We start from the raw sequence: 16,384 nt of genomic DNA on the forward strand, positions 1-16,384 counted from the left end.
ATGATAGTTAAACGTGCATTCTGTTGTAGCGTGTCAAGTTAAGCAATGCTAACTTTACCAACCAGCTACAAGAGAATGCACGTTTTTATCCTGTTTTTTTTCTTAACTGTTTTAGTCGGCGCCAAGCACGAAAAAGGTTTAATAAGACGAGAAAACCAGCAACAGTAATGGGAATCCAAATCAAGTAGACCGGATAACCTAATTGATCTGATAAAGATCGAGAGGAAGCTTGCTCCATTTCAAGTAGTGCTTGTTGCCATGTCTGTAAGTTAAACACGAGCATGAAACTAGCAATAATTAACAAGATAAATCCAAGATAGCGGATGGTCGTTTTTTTACGTATATACGCAAAAATGAGATAGAGAATCAATAAAAAAGCGGGTACGCCAAACACAAAATAAATATTAAGCACGCTAATCGCCTCCTTTTGTTAATGATACTTCAATTAATATAAATTTAAAAATAATTACCCCATAACTTGCATAGTTTACAAGAGTACTGATAAGATGAAACCGTTAGTTAAGATGAAAAAGGGGGATGTTTATGGCTAGTTATATTGAACCGATTCGCTTTGCACTTATTGTTTTTCCATTTTTGGCATTAGCGATTTCTTCGGTTTTTTTCATTTATGAATATCGAAAGTATGGAACGTTTATTTTTTCGAGAGCGGTTATCTTATATTCGTTTGTTTTTTATTTGTTATGTGCTTATTTTTTGATTATTTTACCGTTGCCTTCAAAAGAAGCCGTTGCTCAAATGACCGGACCTAAAATGGAATTACATTTATTTGCATCATGGGTCCATTTCCGAGAGAATACCGTCTTGGTTTTATCTGATCCAAGTACGTATTTACCAGCGATGCGACAAAGCGTTTTTTTAGAACCGGTATTTAATGTTTTGCTTTTATTACCTTTCGGGATCTATTTAAGATATTATTTTCGATTATCTTTTGTGAAAACCATCATTGCAAGTTTTTGTCTTTCCTTATTTTTTGAATTGACACAGTTAAGTGGGTTGTATTTTATTTATCCTCGACCTTATCGGCTATTTGATGTCAATGACTTATTGACGAATACGATCGGAGGAACGTTAGGGTACATTATGACACCAATCTTTACCTTCATGTTGCCTACGAGAGCAAGAATGGATGAAGTGTCATACGAAAAAGGGAAAACAGTTTCTCTAACGAGACGATTAGTTGCCTATCTCATTGATTGGGCTTTCTTATCGGTTTTATCTGTACTGATTGCTGTGACTCTTCAATTGTCTTTAAAAATAGGTGATATCACTTCAAGTAGTTGGTGGGTATTTTTAGAAGTCTTGCTTTATTTCATGGTCATACCATATGTAACAAACGGTCTCACTTTAGGTAAAAAAATCGTACGCATTCGTGTGGTTTCGGATAACGGAAAACGACTTTCTTTTAAAGCACTGTTTATCCGTTATGGGTATCTTTACTTTTTATTTTATGGGTTAGCTTGGCTTAGTCAGACGATCCAACATATCACTGACCATACGACAGGTGTATTACAGGTAAGCGGAATTTTTATTGTGTTGGGTGTTGCATTTGCACAGTTTATCTTCATGCTGAATCTTTTCTTGTCATTCCTTCGTAAGAAAAGAGTGCTGTTCTATGAAAAAGCCAGTCAAACACATACGATTAGTACCATTCAACCAAAAGGGAACTAGTGGATCGTGAGCGACTTTGAAAAGGATCAAGCAAATTGCTTGAGGATGTGGTATAATGCGAAAGTCGTGTAAAAAAGAAAGAGAAGAGGTGCTTACTTAAATGAGTAATTTTGAACAATTTCATTTTAAACCATATATAAATGAGGCGTTAGCAGAAAAAGGTTTTGCTCAACCAACTGAAGTACAAGAGCGTTTGATTCCTTTGATCGCTAAAGGAAAAAATATCATTGGTCAATCACAAACTGGTTCGGGCAAAACGCATACATTTTTATTGCCTTTATTTCAAAAAATCAATGCGGAAAAAGCCGAAGTACAAGTAGTAATCACTGCACCAAGTCGTGAACTAGCTACTCAAATTTATGATGCTGCTAGTCAGATCGCTAAATTTTCCGATCCAGAGATCCGAGTGACGAATTTTGTAGGTGGAACGGATAAGCAACGCCAATTGAGCCGCTTGAAACATCAACAACCACAGATCGTAGTGGGAACGCCAGGTAGAATCTTGGATATGATGAATGAACAAGCATTAAAAATCCATACAGCATTTGCATTTGTTGTAGATGAAGCAGATATGACACTGGACATGGGCTTCTTGCATGAAGTGGATCAAATTGCTAGTCGCTTGCCTGAAAAACTGCAATTTTTAGTTTTCTCAGCGACGATTCCTGAAAAATTACGACCATTTTTACGTAAATACATGGAAAATCCAATCATTGAAGAAATCAAACCGAAAGCAGTTATTTCAGAAGATATCGAGAATTGGCTGATCTCTACTAAAGGGAAAGATAAAAATCGAATGATCTACCAATTGTTAACAATTGGTCATCCTTACCTTGCAATTGTCTTTGCAAATACGAAACAACACGTGGATGAAATTGCTGATTATTTGAAAAATCAAGGCTTAAAAGTAGCCAAAATCCATGGAGATATCACTCCAAGAGAACGAAAACGGGTGATGCGCCAAGTTCAAAACTTAGAATATCAATACGTGGTTGCGACAGATTTAGCGGCACGTGGCATCGATATTGAAGGGGTTTCTCATGTGATCAATGCAGAAATTCCTGAAGACCTTGACTTCTTTATCCATCGAGTAGGTCGGACTGGACGTAATGGTTTAAAAGGAACTGCGATCACTTTGTACTCACCAAGTGATGAACAAACGATTGACAGTATTGAAAAAATTGGTGTCACATTTGAACCGATGGAAATCAAAAATGATGAAATCATCAAGACTTATGACCGCAATCGTCGGACGAAACGGGAAAAATCCAAAGATACACTGGATCCTACATTGATCGGCTTAGTGAAAAAGAAAAAGAAAAAAATCAAACCTGGATATAAAAAGAAAATCGATTGGGCAATTGCTGAAAAGAACAAAAAAGACCGTAAAATCGAACGCAGACAACAAACTAGAACTGCAAGAAAAAATAAGAAAAACTCCAATAAATAAGTCAATGACCAGACCCTTTAAAAGAGACGTTATGACTTCACGCTCAAAGACCAAAGGATTGCATGTCTTCTGCATTCCTTTGGTCTGTTTTTAAGTGTTCATTTAGCAGATAATCTAGTGATAATAGATCTTAAATCAATTCTTTTTGCATCCCTACGCAGGTAATCCCATCCTCGATAAAAGGATCTGTACAAGTCTTGTAACCTTGTTGCTGATAGAAACTAAGGGCAGTCATTTCAGCTACTAGGTAACTTGATAGCAAGCCTTCTTTTTTCGCTTTCTGTTCAGCTAAGGACAACAGCTGACGACCGAAACCTTGTTGGCGATAATTTTTGGCGACGCAAAAACGATCGGGGTTAAGACAAGTGGACGATTTTTTTTGATAACGTAATGTTGCAATTGGAACATTGTTTTCCATTAACAGAAAGTAGTTATCAGAAGTGTCCGTTTCGTCAAATTCTAATTCTGGCAAAATGCCTTGTTCCAGAACAAATACCTGATAACGAAGATAAAAACTCGCCCCTCTGATCCAGGACTTGTTTCCAAAATAAACTTGCATCATCGATTCTCCTTTTGATTAATAGGCGTAATTCAAGCTTAACAAAAAATATTCTAGAAAGAAATAAGAGTTGAAGGAAAAGAGCGGTTGACAGAATAAAATAGAATACGTATACTTGTAAAGTACGAAAAGGACATGGTTTGTTTAAGTCTGACTTACAGAAAATTCTTTCCAGGCTGAAAAAAGAATAGTCAAAAAAACAAATTGCTCCCTTTTTTATTGATAGAAATATCAACGCTACTCAGCGTTATCGAGTTCAAGAGGTAATGATCGAACATCATTGCAACCAAGGTGGTACCGCGAGTTTTCGTCCTTGGCTGTGAGGGTGTTTTTTTGTCGTTTAAAATAAAGAAAGAAGGTAATAAAATGAAACAATTAAGCAGTGCACAAGTTCGACAAATGTTTTTAGATTTCTTCCAATCAAAAGGACACACGATTGAACCTAGCGCATCATTAATTCCAGTCAACGATCCAACGCTTTTATGGATCAACTCAGGGGTTGCTACGTTAAAAAAATATTTTGACGGCTCTGTCGTACCAGAAAATCCACGCATCACAAACGCTCAAAAATCAATTCGTACGAATGACATTGAAAATGTAGGGAAGACAGCACGTCACCACACAATGTTTGAAATGCTTGGGAATTTTTCTATTGGTGATTATTTCAAAAATGAAGCAATCCATTGGGCATGGGAATTTTTAACAAGTCCTGAATGGATGGCATTTGATCCGGAAAAATTATATGTTACCGTTTATCCAAAAGACACAGAAGCAAAACGAATCTGGCATGAAGAAGTCGGCTTGCCACTTGATCACATTGTAGATGTTGAAGATAATTTCTGGGATATTGGTGCGGGTCCTTGTGGTCCTGATACAGAAATCTTCTATGATCGAGGCGAAGCATACAATGATGTCGCAGAAGATGATCCAGAAAACTACCCTGGTGGAGAAAACGAACGCTATTTAGAAATTTGGAATCTAGTATTTTCTGAGTTCAACCATAAACCAGATCATACATTTGAACCTTTACCACATAAAAACATTGATACGGGCATGGGGCTGGAACGGATGGTTTCGATCGTTCAAGACGCACCAACAAACTTTGAAACAGACTTGTTCTTACCGATCATTCATGCGGTAGAAAAACTAAGTAACCAAGTAAAATATGGTGAAAACCCGACAACCGACATTTCTTATAAAGTAATTGCGGATCATATCCGAGCATTATCTTTTGCGATTGGAGATGGGGCGCTTCCTTCAAATGAAGGTCGTGGCTATGTTCTTCGTCGTTTATTACGCCGAGCAGTGATGCACGGGAAAAAATTAGGAATCGAAAAAGCTTTCTTATATGATCTTGTTCCAGTAGTTGGCGAAATCATGGTTAGCTATTATCCGGAAGTCCTTCAACAAAAAGAATTTATTGAAAAAGTAGTTCGTACCGAAGAAGAACGTTTCAATGAAACAATCAACGAAGGTCTTGAAATCTTGAATCAAGTGATCGCTGAAGTCAAAAAAGCAAATGGAACAACACTTGCTGGAAAAGATATCTTCAAATTATATGATACTTACGGTTTCCCAGTGGAGTTGACCGAAGAAGTGGCAGAAGATGAAGGCTTGAAAGTCGATCATGAAGGTTTTGAAAAAGAAATGGAAGCACAAAGACAACGTGCGCGTGCTGCTCGTAGTACAGAAAAATCAATGGGAGTCCAATCTGCCCTATTAACAGATATCAAAGTGGATAGTAAATTTATTGGATATGATCAAGTTGAATCAGACAGCAAACTATTGGTGATTATCAAAGATGAAGAACTAGTGAGTGAATTGTCTGCTGGACAAGGTCAATTGATTTTTGATCAAACACCGTTTTATGCAGAAATGGGTGGACAAGTGGCTGATCAAGGTTGGATCATCAATGCCTCTGGAGAAACGGTTGCGACAGTTGTTGACGTTCAAAAAGCACCGAATGGACAATTTATGCACACCGTAGAAGTGCTTTCAACATTGACTGAAGGCGAAGTTTACCACTTGTTGATCGATGTACCGATGAGAAATCGCATCATTAAGAACCATACAGCGACTCACTTATTGCATAAAGCTTTAAAAGAAGTTTTAGGGGAACATGCAAACCAAGCAGGTTCTTTAGTTGCTCCTGGACATTTACGCTTTGACTTTACTCATTTTGGACAAATCACAGCAGATGAATTAGTAAAAATGGAACGAATCGTTAATGAGAAGATATGGGAAGCAATCCCAGTAGAAACCATTGAAACAGATATCGATACCGCTAAGAATATGGGGGCTATGGCTTTATTTGGTGAAAAATATGGTCAAGAAGTCCGTGTAGTGAACATTGGTGGATGGTCTATCGAACTTTGTGGTGGAACCCATGTAACAAATACTGAAAATATTGGGATCTTTAAAATCGTTTCTGAATCAGGAATCGGTGCCGGTGTTCGTCGGATCGAAGCTGTAACAAGTAAAGAAGCTTATGAGTTATTGGAAGCGGAAGAAAAACAATTAAAAGAAGTTGCCACAATTGTCAAATCACCTCAATTAAAAGAGGTTGTATCAAAAACGGAACAATTACAACAACAATTAAAAGAACTCCAAAAAGAAAATGAACAATTAGCAAGTAAACTAGCGAACCAACAAGCAGGCGATGTCTTTAAAAATGTGGAAACAGTTAGTGGTCATTCAATGATTACTGCACAAGTAAAAGTAAAAGATATGAACCAATTACGTCAATTAGCAGACCAATGGAAACAAAAAAACATTTCCGATATTCTTGTTTTGGCAAATGAACAAGACGGAAAAGTTAGTTTGTTAGTCGCTATGACGAAAGAAGCAAATGATGCTGGGCTAAAAGCTGGTGACTTGATCAAAGCAATCGCACCAAAAGTTGGTGGTGGCGGTGGTGGTCGCCCTGATATGGCGCAAGCAGGTGGGAAAAACCCTGCTGGTATCCCAGATGCTTTATCAGAAGCTAAAACATGGTTGTCTAATCAATAATCAACTTTAAATACTTTTCCAAATAAAATGGGAGAGCGTCGAATAGCTCAGATGATAATAACCTCCTTTTGAAACGGTATTTTATGTTTGGGAGAGAAAAAACTTATTTCAAGGAGCGAATACTTGACCTTGTTTTAGCAAATAATGGGGAATAGAATGCTTTCATTGAAGCGAGTAAGCGGTCATTTTTTAAACAGCTTTTCATAGTTTAAACACTGATCGCTTATTGCTTAAGGAAGCACCGATAATACTATTTATTTTCATACATGCTAAAGGGCTCAAGAACGACCTTTTTTGTTCAAGGAGTATTGAATCCTCCTATTTGTTAAATAAAAGTTCTACCGAATTTGTTTGAAACGGAAATCCCGTTGACAAATTCGGTTTATTTTATGAGAACTGAATGCAACCAATCAGCATTTTCTTTGAGAGTAATTAATTGACAAAAAAGCAAAACTTTTTACGATTAGAATAAAAAGGAGGGGGTAAAATTGAATAGTAAAAATAAAACTTTTCGTTTAGTTTTACGAGCGATTTTATTAGCAATCATTATCGTTCAAGCAATGGTTCCATGGTTAGGGTTTATTCCTTTAGGATTTATTAGTTTGACGATTATTCACATAACAGTTATCGTTGCTGCGGTTGTATTAGGACCGAAAGACGGCATGGTCATTGGTTTGTTTTGGGGGATCGCCACGATCATTCGTGCTTACGCCATGCCTACGACCCCATTTGATACCCTCGTCTTTACCAATCCAATCATTTCAGTTGTTCCTAGAGTGTTAGTTGGCTTAGTTGCAGGAATCATTTTTCACTGGATTTATCAACGTTATCATTCTGTAGTCGTTGGTTCGGTTTTAGCAGGAGTATTTGGCTCGCTCGTGAATACACTTTTAGTTCTAGGGTTTATGGGACTGTTTTATACTGGGGCAACTGCTGATGCGTATGGCGTAGATGCGGATCTATTATTTAAAACTTTGGCAGGAGTTGCCGCAATCAATGGGATTCCGGAAGCGATAGGTGCCGGAATCATTACGCCACTGATTGCTAAAGCGCTGTTTGCTGCAACGCCACTCAAACCAGAATAAAGAATAAAGGAAGCGAAAAAGTGTCAAAAGAACAAAAAACGATTAGTGGGCAAGAACGTACCAAAAAAGGTATTATAGCTGGAATCTTAGGTCTTATCTCAAATATGTTATTGTTTGTTGCGAAGTTTATGATCGGCCTTTTTTCTGGCAGTGTTTCGATCATGGCGGATGCTATCAATAGTTTATCCGATACAGCTTCATCCATTTTGACGCTTGTTGGGTTTAAGATTGCTGCAAAACCCGCAGACCAAGAACATCCATTTGGACATGAACGATTTGAATATATCAGTGGCTTATTTGTTTCAATCATCATTACGTATGTAGGGTTTCAATTTTTGGACGCTTCTATACGGAAAATTTTTCGGCCGGAACATTTAGTCCTGACACCGATCGTGTTTCTTGTCCTAATATTTTCGATTCTGTTAAAACTTTTACAAGGACGTATGTACACTAGATTTTCAAAAACAATTCAGTCAGAAGCACTAAAAGCGACAGCCAAAGATAGTTACAATGATGTATTCACGACGTTAGCTGTTTTAGTATCTGCAGGTATCGAAAGATTCACTGGCTGGCGTATCGATGGCTATGTTGGTTTTGTCTTAGCCGGGTACATTATTTTTAGTGGGATCATGATGTTACGTGATTTTGTCTATGAATTACTAGGTAGCCGTCCAACAGCTGAAGAAATCAAAACAATGGAAAAACAATTAAGTTCTTATAAATCGATTTTAGGTTTTCATGATCTGTTGGTTCATAATTATGGACCAAATAAAAAGTTTGCTTCTGTTCATATTGAAGTTGACGACAGTTTAAACTTGAATGAAGCACATAAAATCATTGATATTGTCGAAAAAGACTTTAAAAAGACTTTGGATGTAGATTTAGTTTGTCATCTAGATCCGGTAGCAATCCATAATGAACAATACCGTAAGATATTGAAACAATTGAGACAAATTATCAAAGAGTTGGGGGAAGAGTTGAGGTTGCACGATTTACGGATCATACGTAAAGGGAAAGAGTTGCAATTCGATATTGTAGTTCCTCAGAATTTCAAGTTACCAGATGATGTTTTAGAAGAAAAGATTCGTCAAGCTATTGAGAAAAAGGTTGGTTCTTTTGAACTCGATATTACTTTTGATCACAATTATCTTCTCTATTAAATCAGAAACTTTAAAAAGACTTTTTAGTAAGTAGCTAAAAAGTCTTTTTTTTATGGATTTAATTGTTTTTGAAGCGCTTGGCGTGCTAGATTATCCGCCCCTTTATTCTTACTCTCGGGAATCCATTGTAAGATGAGTAAATGGAACTGAGCGAGTAATTGTTGGATTTCATATAGAAGGGAAGAGAAACTTTCGTTGTTCGTGTGGTTTTTGTCGATTGTAGAAACAAGTACTTTGCTATCGGAATAACAGAGAATTGTTTCATTGACCCAGCCTTTTTCCTTTAAAATTTCTAAAGTTTTTAAAAAGACTTCGAATTCAGCTTGATGATTGGAGCCATCCGAAAGTGGGACGGTAAGCTGTTCTTGTTTATTTTCATGGATAATTAAAATGCCTCCACCACTAGGTCCTGGATTGCCTTTTGTGGAAGCATCAATGTATACTTTGATCATAATAAGGAAGCTCTCCTTTTTATAAAAATAGTGTTATGCTATAATTATACCATTACAAATAGATGCGAGGTTAAAGAATGAAAAAAATAATTCGCTGGCAGCCGGAATGGGCGCAGACGATCATCTATTGGTCTTTATCTTTGATCATTTTATTTTTTAGTTTGATTTTATCACTTGAAAACACTAGACCCTATTGGAAAAGTAACTTAGTGATGGGGCTATTTTTAATTTTTCTTTTTCTTGGGTATCGTCGGTCATTTATTTTGAAAAACCATGCAATCAAAATTAAATATGCTGCTTTTTGGAAGGACCAAAATATCCCGCTACAAGATATTGACTCTGTAACACCGGTCAAAAGAGGTGTAAAGATTAAATATGTAGGGAAGGCTGAGCCAACCTTCTATCTGATGCGCAAAAAAAGTCAGACAGCTTTTTTGTCCTACTATTCTGAAGGTAAAGAGCAACAAAGCACTAACAACCAAGTAAATACAACTATCTGATTGATTTTACTTGTTTAAACCAATTGATTCAGCAGATATAAAATAGCTGCGAGAAAAACATAACTATATATAACCTCTGAGAAAACAAGCCGAAGAATCCGAAGATCATTTTATGATCAGGGTGAGATTCTTCGGCTTGATTGTGTCTTGCTGACGTTTGTATGAACTTGAACCTAGAAAAATGGATGATATGATGTTCGACCAGTAACTTTCGATAAAGTAATGGACACCTGACCATTCAACCAAGGGATATATAACTTAATAACATAAAGGATATTATAAAAAATTTGCACTAAATATTTTTTAAAGGAAAAAAAGAAGTAAGATAACATTTTTTCTAATTTATAATAAAACTTACAGAAAAAGTATAAGGAGAAAAACGGACGTGGAAATAAAAAAATGTTTGAAGATCTCTACCGAATTTGGAAGAAAACAGGCATTCTAAAGAGAAGAGGTGCGAAGCTAAGAAATATGTGGAAAAGAAATCGTGCAAAAATAGGGAGGCTTTGGAAGAAGGATCGTGCAAAGATAAAGAGAATGCGGTCAAAAAATCTAAAAGAAAGGAAAGATAACGACAAGGAAAAAAGGATAAAAATGGCTCAGAGTAGATGGTCGAAACAAGATAGGACGGGCAATAAACAAGAAATACGTTCGCTATCTGTCCGTGCAACAAATCAAGCGAGTTGGAAAAATGCGCAAATTTCAAGAAATTTAGCGAATCAGCAAAAGGGCTACTCCAGGAGTCAACAGACATCTATCACCTCAACGAGATGAATCTTTCTATGGGTTCACATAGTTTTGATGTCAATCGTTGGATTCAGTGTTTTGAGCAATTAGGAGTGATAAATGGTTGGCAATTTTTAAAAGAAAACAGCAAAACACAGGGTTATAACCTTCAGGACTTAAAAAATATCATGGCTGGGCTTGATTCGCAGGAAATAACTTCAGGAACCAGTTCAAGAAGATACATAAATGAACGAATCATAAATAGTGAAAGTGATCGTTGAAACTAGTTATTAGAAAAGCTCGGTAAAAAAATGGTATAAAAGCAATCAAAAAAGATTATCAACCAAGGCTATATAACAATCAAGCCCTTGCTCGGATTGTCGATTCTTTAAATCCGTTGTCTCGATTTAGAAAGATTCTTTTAAAATGGCAATTAATGTTGAAAAGAAAACAATCTGATGCGAAAGACATCATTCACTTGGAAATAAGTGAGAAGGATGCATAGATACAACGAGAAGAAATAATAGCGAAGAAAAAAGAAAAGAAATTTGTAAAAAATATTAAAGCAAACGCTAGAAATCAAGTTTTCAATACAGTCGAGCAGTCTTTTTCAAATCATCTTATAAATTCGAGATAACCTTCTTTCGATAGGATTAGAAAACAAACAGAAATATGTATCTTTTTATTGAAAAGTGAGATTTTGTAATATTAGTGAACGTTGTACTGTATGGAAGAGACGCAGAATAAGTTGATTTTCTATCGTTCAAGCAATTATAAAATTATAAAAAAGCCGATACTTTGCAAAGAACATTTTGCGGAGTATCGGTCTTTCTTTAAATTGAATATTTTTGATGCAATCTCTTCTGTTTTGAAGAGAAGTTACTTATTGTTGAAACTTTCTTATAAGATCATTTTTTTGACATGAGCGGCTTGTGCCCCACGGTTTCCTTCGATTATTTCAAATTCTACAGATTGATTTTCTTCAAGGGTTTTGAATCCCTCTTCTTCAATTGCAGTAAAATGGACGAATATTTCTTCTGTTTCATCATAACTAATAAATCCATATCCTTTTTTGTTGTCAAACCATTTCACAGTTCCTGTGGTCAAAGCTCTCACGACCTTTCTAAAGTCTGATCATAACTAACATTATAAAGAGTATTTATATATACGTCAATTAAATTAAAAAAGCAATCTTGCCTATTTTGTTTTAAAATAAAAAAAGGTATAATAGATATAACTGAACAAATTCTTTTGTTTTGGGTATAAAGTTCGTGTAAAGGGGTAATTTGATGAAGAGCGATCTACAAATATCACAAGAAACAGAGTTAAAACCGATTATTAAAATTGCGGAAAAATTGGATATCCAACAAGATGACCTGGAGCTTTACGGAAAATATAAAGCGAAAATCAATTTTTCCACCATCAAGAAATTAAAGAAAAAACCAGATGGTCACTTGATTTTAGTTACATCCATCAATCCTACACCAGCTGGAGAAGGTAAATCGACCATCACGGTAGGTCTTGGGGACGCATTGAATCAAATTGGTAAAAAAGCAGTGATTGCGTTAAGAGAACCTTCCCTTGGTCCAGTCATGGGAATCAAGGGTGGTGCTGCCGGCGGAGGCTACGCACAAGTATTACCAATGGAAGATATCAATTTGCACTTTACTGGCGATATGCATGCGATTACGTCTGCTAATAATGCATTGTCTGCACTTTTAGACAATCATATCCATCAAGGGAATGAACTGAGAATCGATTCACGTCGTGTGATCTGGAAACGTGTCGTCGATTTGAATGATCGCGAACTGCGAAAAGTGATTGTTGGCTTAGGAGGTCCGATTCAAGGTGTGCCGAGAGAAGATGGCTTTGACATCACCGTAGCAAGTGAAATCATGGCGATTTTATGCTTAGCAACAGACATCGATGATTTAAAAGCGCGTTTAGCTCGAATTGTTGTCGGTTATACCTTTGATCAAAAGCCAGTGACAGCTGGTGATCTCAAAGCAGAAGGCGCATTGGCACTGCTATTAAAAGAAGCAATCAAACCAAATTTAGTACAAACGATTTATGGCACGCCAGCATTTGTTCATGGCGGTCCTTTTGCCAATATTGCTCACGGGTGTAATAGTGTTTTAGCTACCCAAACAGCTCTTAAATTAGGGGAGTATGTGGTGACTGAAGCTGGATTTGGTGCAGATCTAGGTGGAGAAAAATTCCTAGATATCAAAGTTCCGAATTTGAAAAAGGCGCCTGATGCGATCGTGATCGTAGCAACAGTTCGTGCATTGAAAATGCATGGCGGTGCAACTAAAGAAGAGTTGAAAACGGAAAATTTAGCAGCATTGGAAAAAGGATTCAGTAATTTAAAACGTCATATCCACAATATGGAGAAATACCATATCCCAGTAATTGTTGCGATCAACGAATTCGTGACAGATACGGAAGCTGAATTTACTTTGTTAGAACGTCTTTGCGAAAATCAAGGGGTGATCGTACAACGAGCAAGTGTTTGGGAGCATGGCGCAGATGGTGGAATTGAACTTGCCAAAGCGGTCGTTCGTGCGATTGATAGTCAGCAAGCAGATTATCAGCCCTTGTATCAACCGACAGCGACTATTGAAGAAAAAGTGGCAACGATCGTCCAAGAGATTTATGGTGGAAAAGGTGTCAGTTTTAGTAAAAAAGCAAAAAAACAAATCGATGAGTTTGTCCTTAATGGTTGGGATAAACTGCCAATTTGTATGGCGAAAACCCAATATTCAATTTCTGACGATCCGACACTTCTAGGCGCTCCTGAAGGATTTACGATTACCATCAGAGAGTTCGTTCCCAAATTAGGGGCTGGGTTTATCGTTGCGCTAACAGGTGATGTCATGACTATGCCGGGACTTCCCAAAAAACCAGCTGCATTGAATATGGATGTTACCAGTGATGGGGAAGTACTGGGATTATTCTAAAAAAGAAAGAGGATAGGGTGCTTCATAAAAAAGCCATCTATCAAAAATGATTAGTGAGAATACCTAAAATTAGGTAAAGGCTCCCTTTCGATCAAAAAAGATAAAGTCAGCTCTTGTATATGTTCATACAAGTGCTGACTTGTTTTTATACATATTGTGTTAGTCAACAAGTAAATAATGGCGGTTTCACGGACGATTTTGAGTTCAAAACAGCTTTTTATGATAGCAATCATATGTCTAAAATAAAATGATTTATAATCATTGTTAAGAAAACGTTTTCTTTAATACTAAAATAGGAGTGAAAATTTTTGAAAAAGTATTTATTTAGAACAATTTTGGTGTCTACGTCACTTTTGACTTTAGGAACTGCTGTAACTCCATGTGTTCCAGTATTAGCCGATGAAACGAATAGTTCTGGCATAGCAATTTGTAGTGATGATGAGTACTATGTATTAGACGAACCATCGATTCAGACAAAAACTTGGTCACAACCTCAAAGTTGGCGTATTTCTAAAGGAAATCGTACATATTTGGGTACAGAAACCCACAATAGAAAAACCACATTATCAATTGGTGCAACGATCTTCGGAATGAATATTAAAATCGGGAACGAATACTCAGTAAACGGAAAATTCAAGAAGTATCATCAAAATGCAAGAATAACGGTAACTTACCGAGTTTATCGTAAAGTAGACAATAAATATATTCGTACTCAAACTGCTACAGCAAATACACAATATATTGATTATGTAGCAACATGATACATAGGAATACTAAGAAACATTGGAATTTCATTCTTTGCTTGAGTTACTTTATTATTTATTTTATGATCCCAAATATAGGGATCCCAATCAAATATGATTTCATATTTGATTGGATTTCTTGGTTTCCGTTGATTCTAAGTTTTATGTTTTTGGTGTTGTTCCACCAGCTTCTCTATCAATCATTAGTAGAAATACAATGGCTGAAACTCATATTTATAGCAGTCTTTTGTATCGTTAGTATTATTGTCATTAATACTGCTTTGCCTGATACAAATAGCTTACCCCTAAATTCTTTAGCTAATAGTGAAGTGAATTGAAAAAATATATAATAAGTGCTACAACGTACGGTGTATTTTTAGAAGAAAATGATTTTTAGATTTAGTCTAATCAGCTTACATTCTGACAGGAAAACAAAGGCTTCTCTCCTCATAATCTCTTCATTCTTTTTTTCAATCGTACACGGAGGAAATTTCAACCTTTTTTTCTGCGGCGTTCTATTTGGATTCGTTTATATAAAAACTTCTAATGTGTGGTACGCCATATTGACCCATGTTTTTTATAATGGTGTGGGTATATTCCTTTTCTTATTCTTTACTTAGTTGTTGCAAAGCAATGAACGATAAAGTAGTTAAAGCAAGTGGAGATTTACAAAAAGTGAGGTTGAAAAAATACTTCTAAACAGTAAAAAAGGATGACACAATTATTCATTACGGATAGTTGTGTCATCCTTTTATTATCGATCGAACATCTTTAATGGATATATAAGGAGTGAAAACGATGTTACAACAGATTTCTAATAGTTTTGCTGGTTGGCTACTTTTGCTGTACTCGCTGCATTTGAGCAAAAAATGTCTATAAATTAGTTAAATATAGGGAACTCAAACACTTTGAGACATCTACTTTCTTGTTCGGGTGTTTTACGGTATACTAAGAAAGCATCAGGAGGAGGGGCGTTATGGACGTACGAGTGACAAGACGAACAGGTTTTTATGGCATGGGTAGTCCGATCCAACTGCGGATCAATGGAAAGAAAAAAGGACAATTGAATCATAATCAATCGGTTTTACTTAAGTTAGAAGCACCTTTTACAATGCAAGTTTCGTTTTATTGGTTAAAAAGTCCAGTGTATACAATAACGCATCCGTCCAAAGGATACGTCATTACAATGAATCTCTTATTGTTACAGATTTATCCCTTTTTATTTTTAGGAAGTGGATTAAGCGCATTGTGGTTACACAATCTAATTTATAGTATGTTCGTGGTACTTGTAATGATTGGCTTCTTTTTTTTCATCAAAAACCAAGCCTATGTAATCAAGGAGGAGAAAGATGGCAAACTCTGATATTTTTTTAAGTAGTTTTAATCGGATCGAAAAATGGATGAGAGATGAAATGGGTAACGCCCGCAATATGGGATTTACTGAGTTAGTTCGGCGACTTGCTCAACGCAAAAAAGCAGTGATTCGTCAATATGAAGAAGATTTGCTTCAGCTGGCGCAGTTACGAAATGCCATTGTTCACGATCGGATTGCTGTGGACTTTGTGATTGCTGAACCCAATGATTGGGCAGTCAATAAGATCCAGCAGATTGAAGAAGACTTGAATCGTCCAGCAAAGGTTTTACCTCGCTTTGCGAAACATGTCACAGGTTTTGAACGAGATCTTCCTTTACTTGATTTGTTAGGAACGGTTGCCAAAAAACGATACTCACAGTTTCCTTTGTATAATAAAGGAAAATTCGTAGCGCTTGTGACATTGCGGGTCATTGGTTTTTGGCTAGCAAAGGAAAGTCAAAAAGGGACCATTGATTTAACAGATAAAAAAGCGGCTGATTTGATTTTTAGTGATGGCAAATATACGAATTATCGTTTTGTAGCTGAACATACTTATGTTTATGAAGTGGAAACAATGTTTCGGGAACAAGGAACTCTAGAAGCAGTCCTGATTACCAAAGATGGTCATCCTGACGGCAACTTACTGGGGATCATTAGACCTAGAGATATTTATCAACAAATAGAAAAGGAATGATTT

General features: G+C 36.4%; 16 protein-coding genes. 12 read left to right on the forward strand and 4 right to left on the reverse strand.

Translation table 11 applies throughout. The features are described from left to right. Positions 1-85: 85 nt before the first annotated feature. Positions 86-412: a hypothetical protein gene (locus IGL30_RS05855; RefSeq protein WP_034697837.1), complete on the reverse strand. Its 327-nt coding sequence runs from the start codon at positions 410-412 to the stop codon at positions 86-88. Positions 413-543: 131 nt separating this feature from the next. On the opposite strand from IGL30_RS05855, the gene IGL30_RS05860 reads away from it, so the two are divergent. Together IGL30_RS05860 and IGL30_RS05865 are read left to right on the forward strand one after the other, a co-directional pair. Next, on the forward strand, positions 544-1,689 hold the full coding sequence (locus tag IGL30_RS05860) for a VanZ family protein (RefSeq protein WP_094940252.1): 1,146 nt from the start codon (positions 544-546) through the stop codon (positions 1,687-1,689). Positions 1,690-1,789: 100 nt separating this feature from the next. After that, positions 1,790-3,139, forward strand: coding sequence for a DEAD/DEAH box helicase (locus IGL30_RS05865; RefSeq protein ID WP_123874800.1), 1,350 nt, complete (start codon positions 1,790-1,792; stop codon positions 3,137-3,139). Between the two features lie 130 nt (positions 3,140-3,269). On the opposite strand, the gene IGL30_RS05870 is transcribed toward IGL30_RS05865, so the two are convergent. Beyond that, positions 3,270-3,698, reverse strand: a complete 429-nt coding sequence (locus IGL30_RS05870; RefSeq protein WP_375371641.1) for a GNAT family N-acetyltransferase — start codon at positions 3,696-3,698, stop codon at positions 3,270-3,272. A gap of 366 nt (positions 3,699-4,064) precedes the next feature. On the opposite strand from IGL30_RS05870, the gene alaS reads away from it, so the two are divergent. The 3 genes from alaS (at position 4,065) to IGL30_RS05885 (ending at position 8,952) form a co-directional block, all read left to right on the forward strand. Beyond that, a complete protein-coding gene (gene alaS / locus IGL30_RS05875; RefSeq protein ID WP_088745154.1) occupies positions 4,065-6,707 on the forward strand; it encodes an alanine--tRNA ligase in 2,643 nt (880 codons plus the stop codon). 488 nt (positions 6,708-7,195) lie between these two features. Next, positions 7,196-7,792, forward strand: coding sequence for an ECF transporter S component (locus tag IGL30_RS05880; protein WP_010737525.1), 597 nt, complete (start codon positions 7,196-7,198; stop codon positions 7,790-7,792). 20 nt (positions 7,793-7,812) lie between these two features. Beyond that, positions 7,813-8,952, forward strand: coding sequence for a cation diffusion facilitator family transporter (locus IGL30_RS05885; protein ID WP_349700610.1), 1,140 nt, complete (start codon positions 7,813-7,815; stop codon positions 8,950-8,952). A 50-nt stretch (positions 8,953-9,002) separates the two neighbouring features. On the opposite strand, the gene IGL30_RS05890 is transcribed toward IGL30_RS05885, so the two are convergent. After that, positions 9,003-9,404 carry a ribonuclease HI family protein gene (locus tag IGL30_RS05890; protein WP_010719229.1) on the reverse strand — a complete coding sequence of 134 codons (402 nt, stop codon included), beginning with the start codon at positions 9,402-9,404 and terminating at the stop codon, positions 9,003-9,005. A gap of 77 nt (positions 9,405-9,481) precedes the next feature. On the opposite strand from IGL30_RS05890, the gene IGL30_RS05895 reads away from it, so the two are divergent. Both IGL30_RS05895 and IGL30_RS05900 read left to right on the forward strand, forming a co-directional pair. Further along, positions 9,482-9,904, forward strand: coding sequence for an EbsA family protein (locus IGL30_RS05895; protein WP_088745152.1), 423 nt, complete (start codon positions 9,482-9,484; stop codon positions 9,902-9,904). A 683-nt stretch (positions 9,905-10,587) separates the two neighbouring features. After that, the gene (locus IGL30_RS05900; protein WP_185068148.1) at positions 10,588-10,911 is read left to right on the forward strand and encodes a hypothetical protein; all 324 of its coding nucleotides are present in this window, start codon (positions 10,588-10,590) and stop codon (positions 10,909-10,911) included. Positions 10,912-11,530: 619 nt separating this feature from the next. Here the strand turns inward: IGL30_RS05900 and IGL30_RS05905 are convergent. After that, positions 11,531-11,737, reverse strand: a complete 207-nt coding sequence (locus tag IGL30_RS05905; protein WP_010719225.1) for a cold-shock protein — start codon at positions 11,735-11,737, stop codon at positions 11,531-11,533. Positions 11,738-11,919: 182 nt separating this feature from the next. On the opposite strand from IGL30_RS05905, the gene IGL30_RS05910 reads away from it, so the two are divergent. The 5 genes from IGL30_RS05910 (at position 11,920) to IGL30_RS05930 (ending at position 16,381) form a co-directional block, all read left to right on the forward strand. Continuing rightward, positions 11,920-13,590, forward strand: coding sequence for a formate--tetrahydrofolate ligase (locus tag IGL30_RS05910; RefSeq protein WP_123874797.1), 1,671 nt, complete (start codon positions 11,920-11,922; stop codon positions 13,588-13,590). Between the two features lie 308 nt (positions 13,591-13,898). Beyond that, entirely contained in the window at positions 13,899-14,351 is a 453-nt protein-coding gene (locus IGL30_RS05915; protein WP_349700611.1) for an LMxysn_1693 family intestinal colonization protein, read from the forward strand. A gap of 368 nt (positions 14,352-14,719) precedes the next feature. Further along, a complete protein-coding gene (locus tag IGL30_RS05920) occupies positions 14,720-14,953 on the forward strand; it encodes a CPBP family intramembrane glutamic endopeptidase (protein ID WP_240210741.1) in 234 nt (77 codons plus the stop codon). A 356-nt stretch (positions 14,954-15,309) separates the two neighbouring features. Continuing rightward, positions 15,310-15,696, forward strand: coding sequence for a hypothetical protein (locus IGL30_RS05925; RefSeq protein ID WP_010737532.1), 387 nt, complete (start codon positions 15,310-15,312; stop codon positions 15,694-15,696). Then, a complete protein-coding gene (locus tag IGL30_RS05930; protein WP_430618565.1) occupies positions 15,683-16,381 on the forward strand; it encodes a CBS domain-containing protein in 699 nt (232 codons plus the stop codon). The genes IGL30_RS05925 and IGL30_RS05930 overlap by 14 nt, the downstream gene beginning before the upstream one ends. Positions 16,382-16,384 lie beyond the last annotated feature (3 nt).

Origin of the sequence: Enterococcus sp. DIV1089c (assembly GCF_050530965.1) — a bacterium.
GTDB classification, from domain to species: domain Bacteria; phylum Bacillota; class Bacilli; order Lactobacillales; family Enterococcaceae; genus Enterococcus_B; species Enterococcus_B hirae.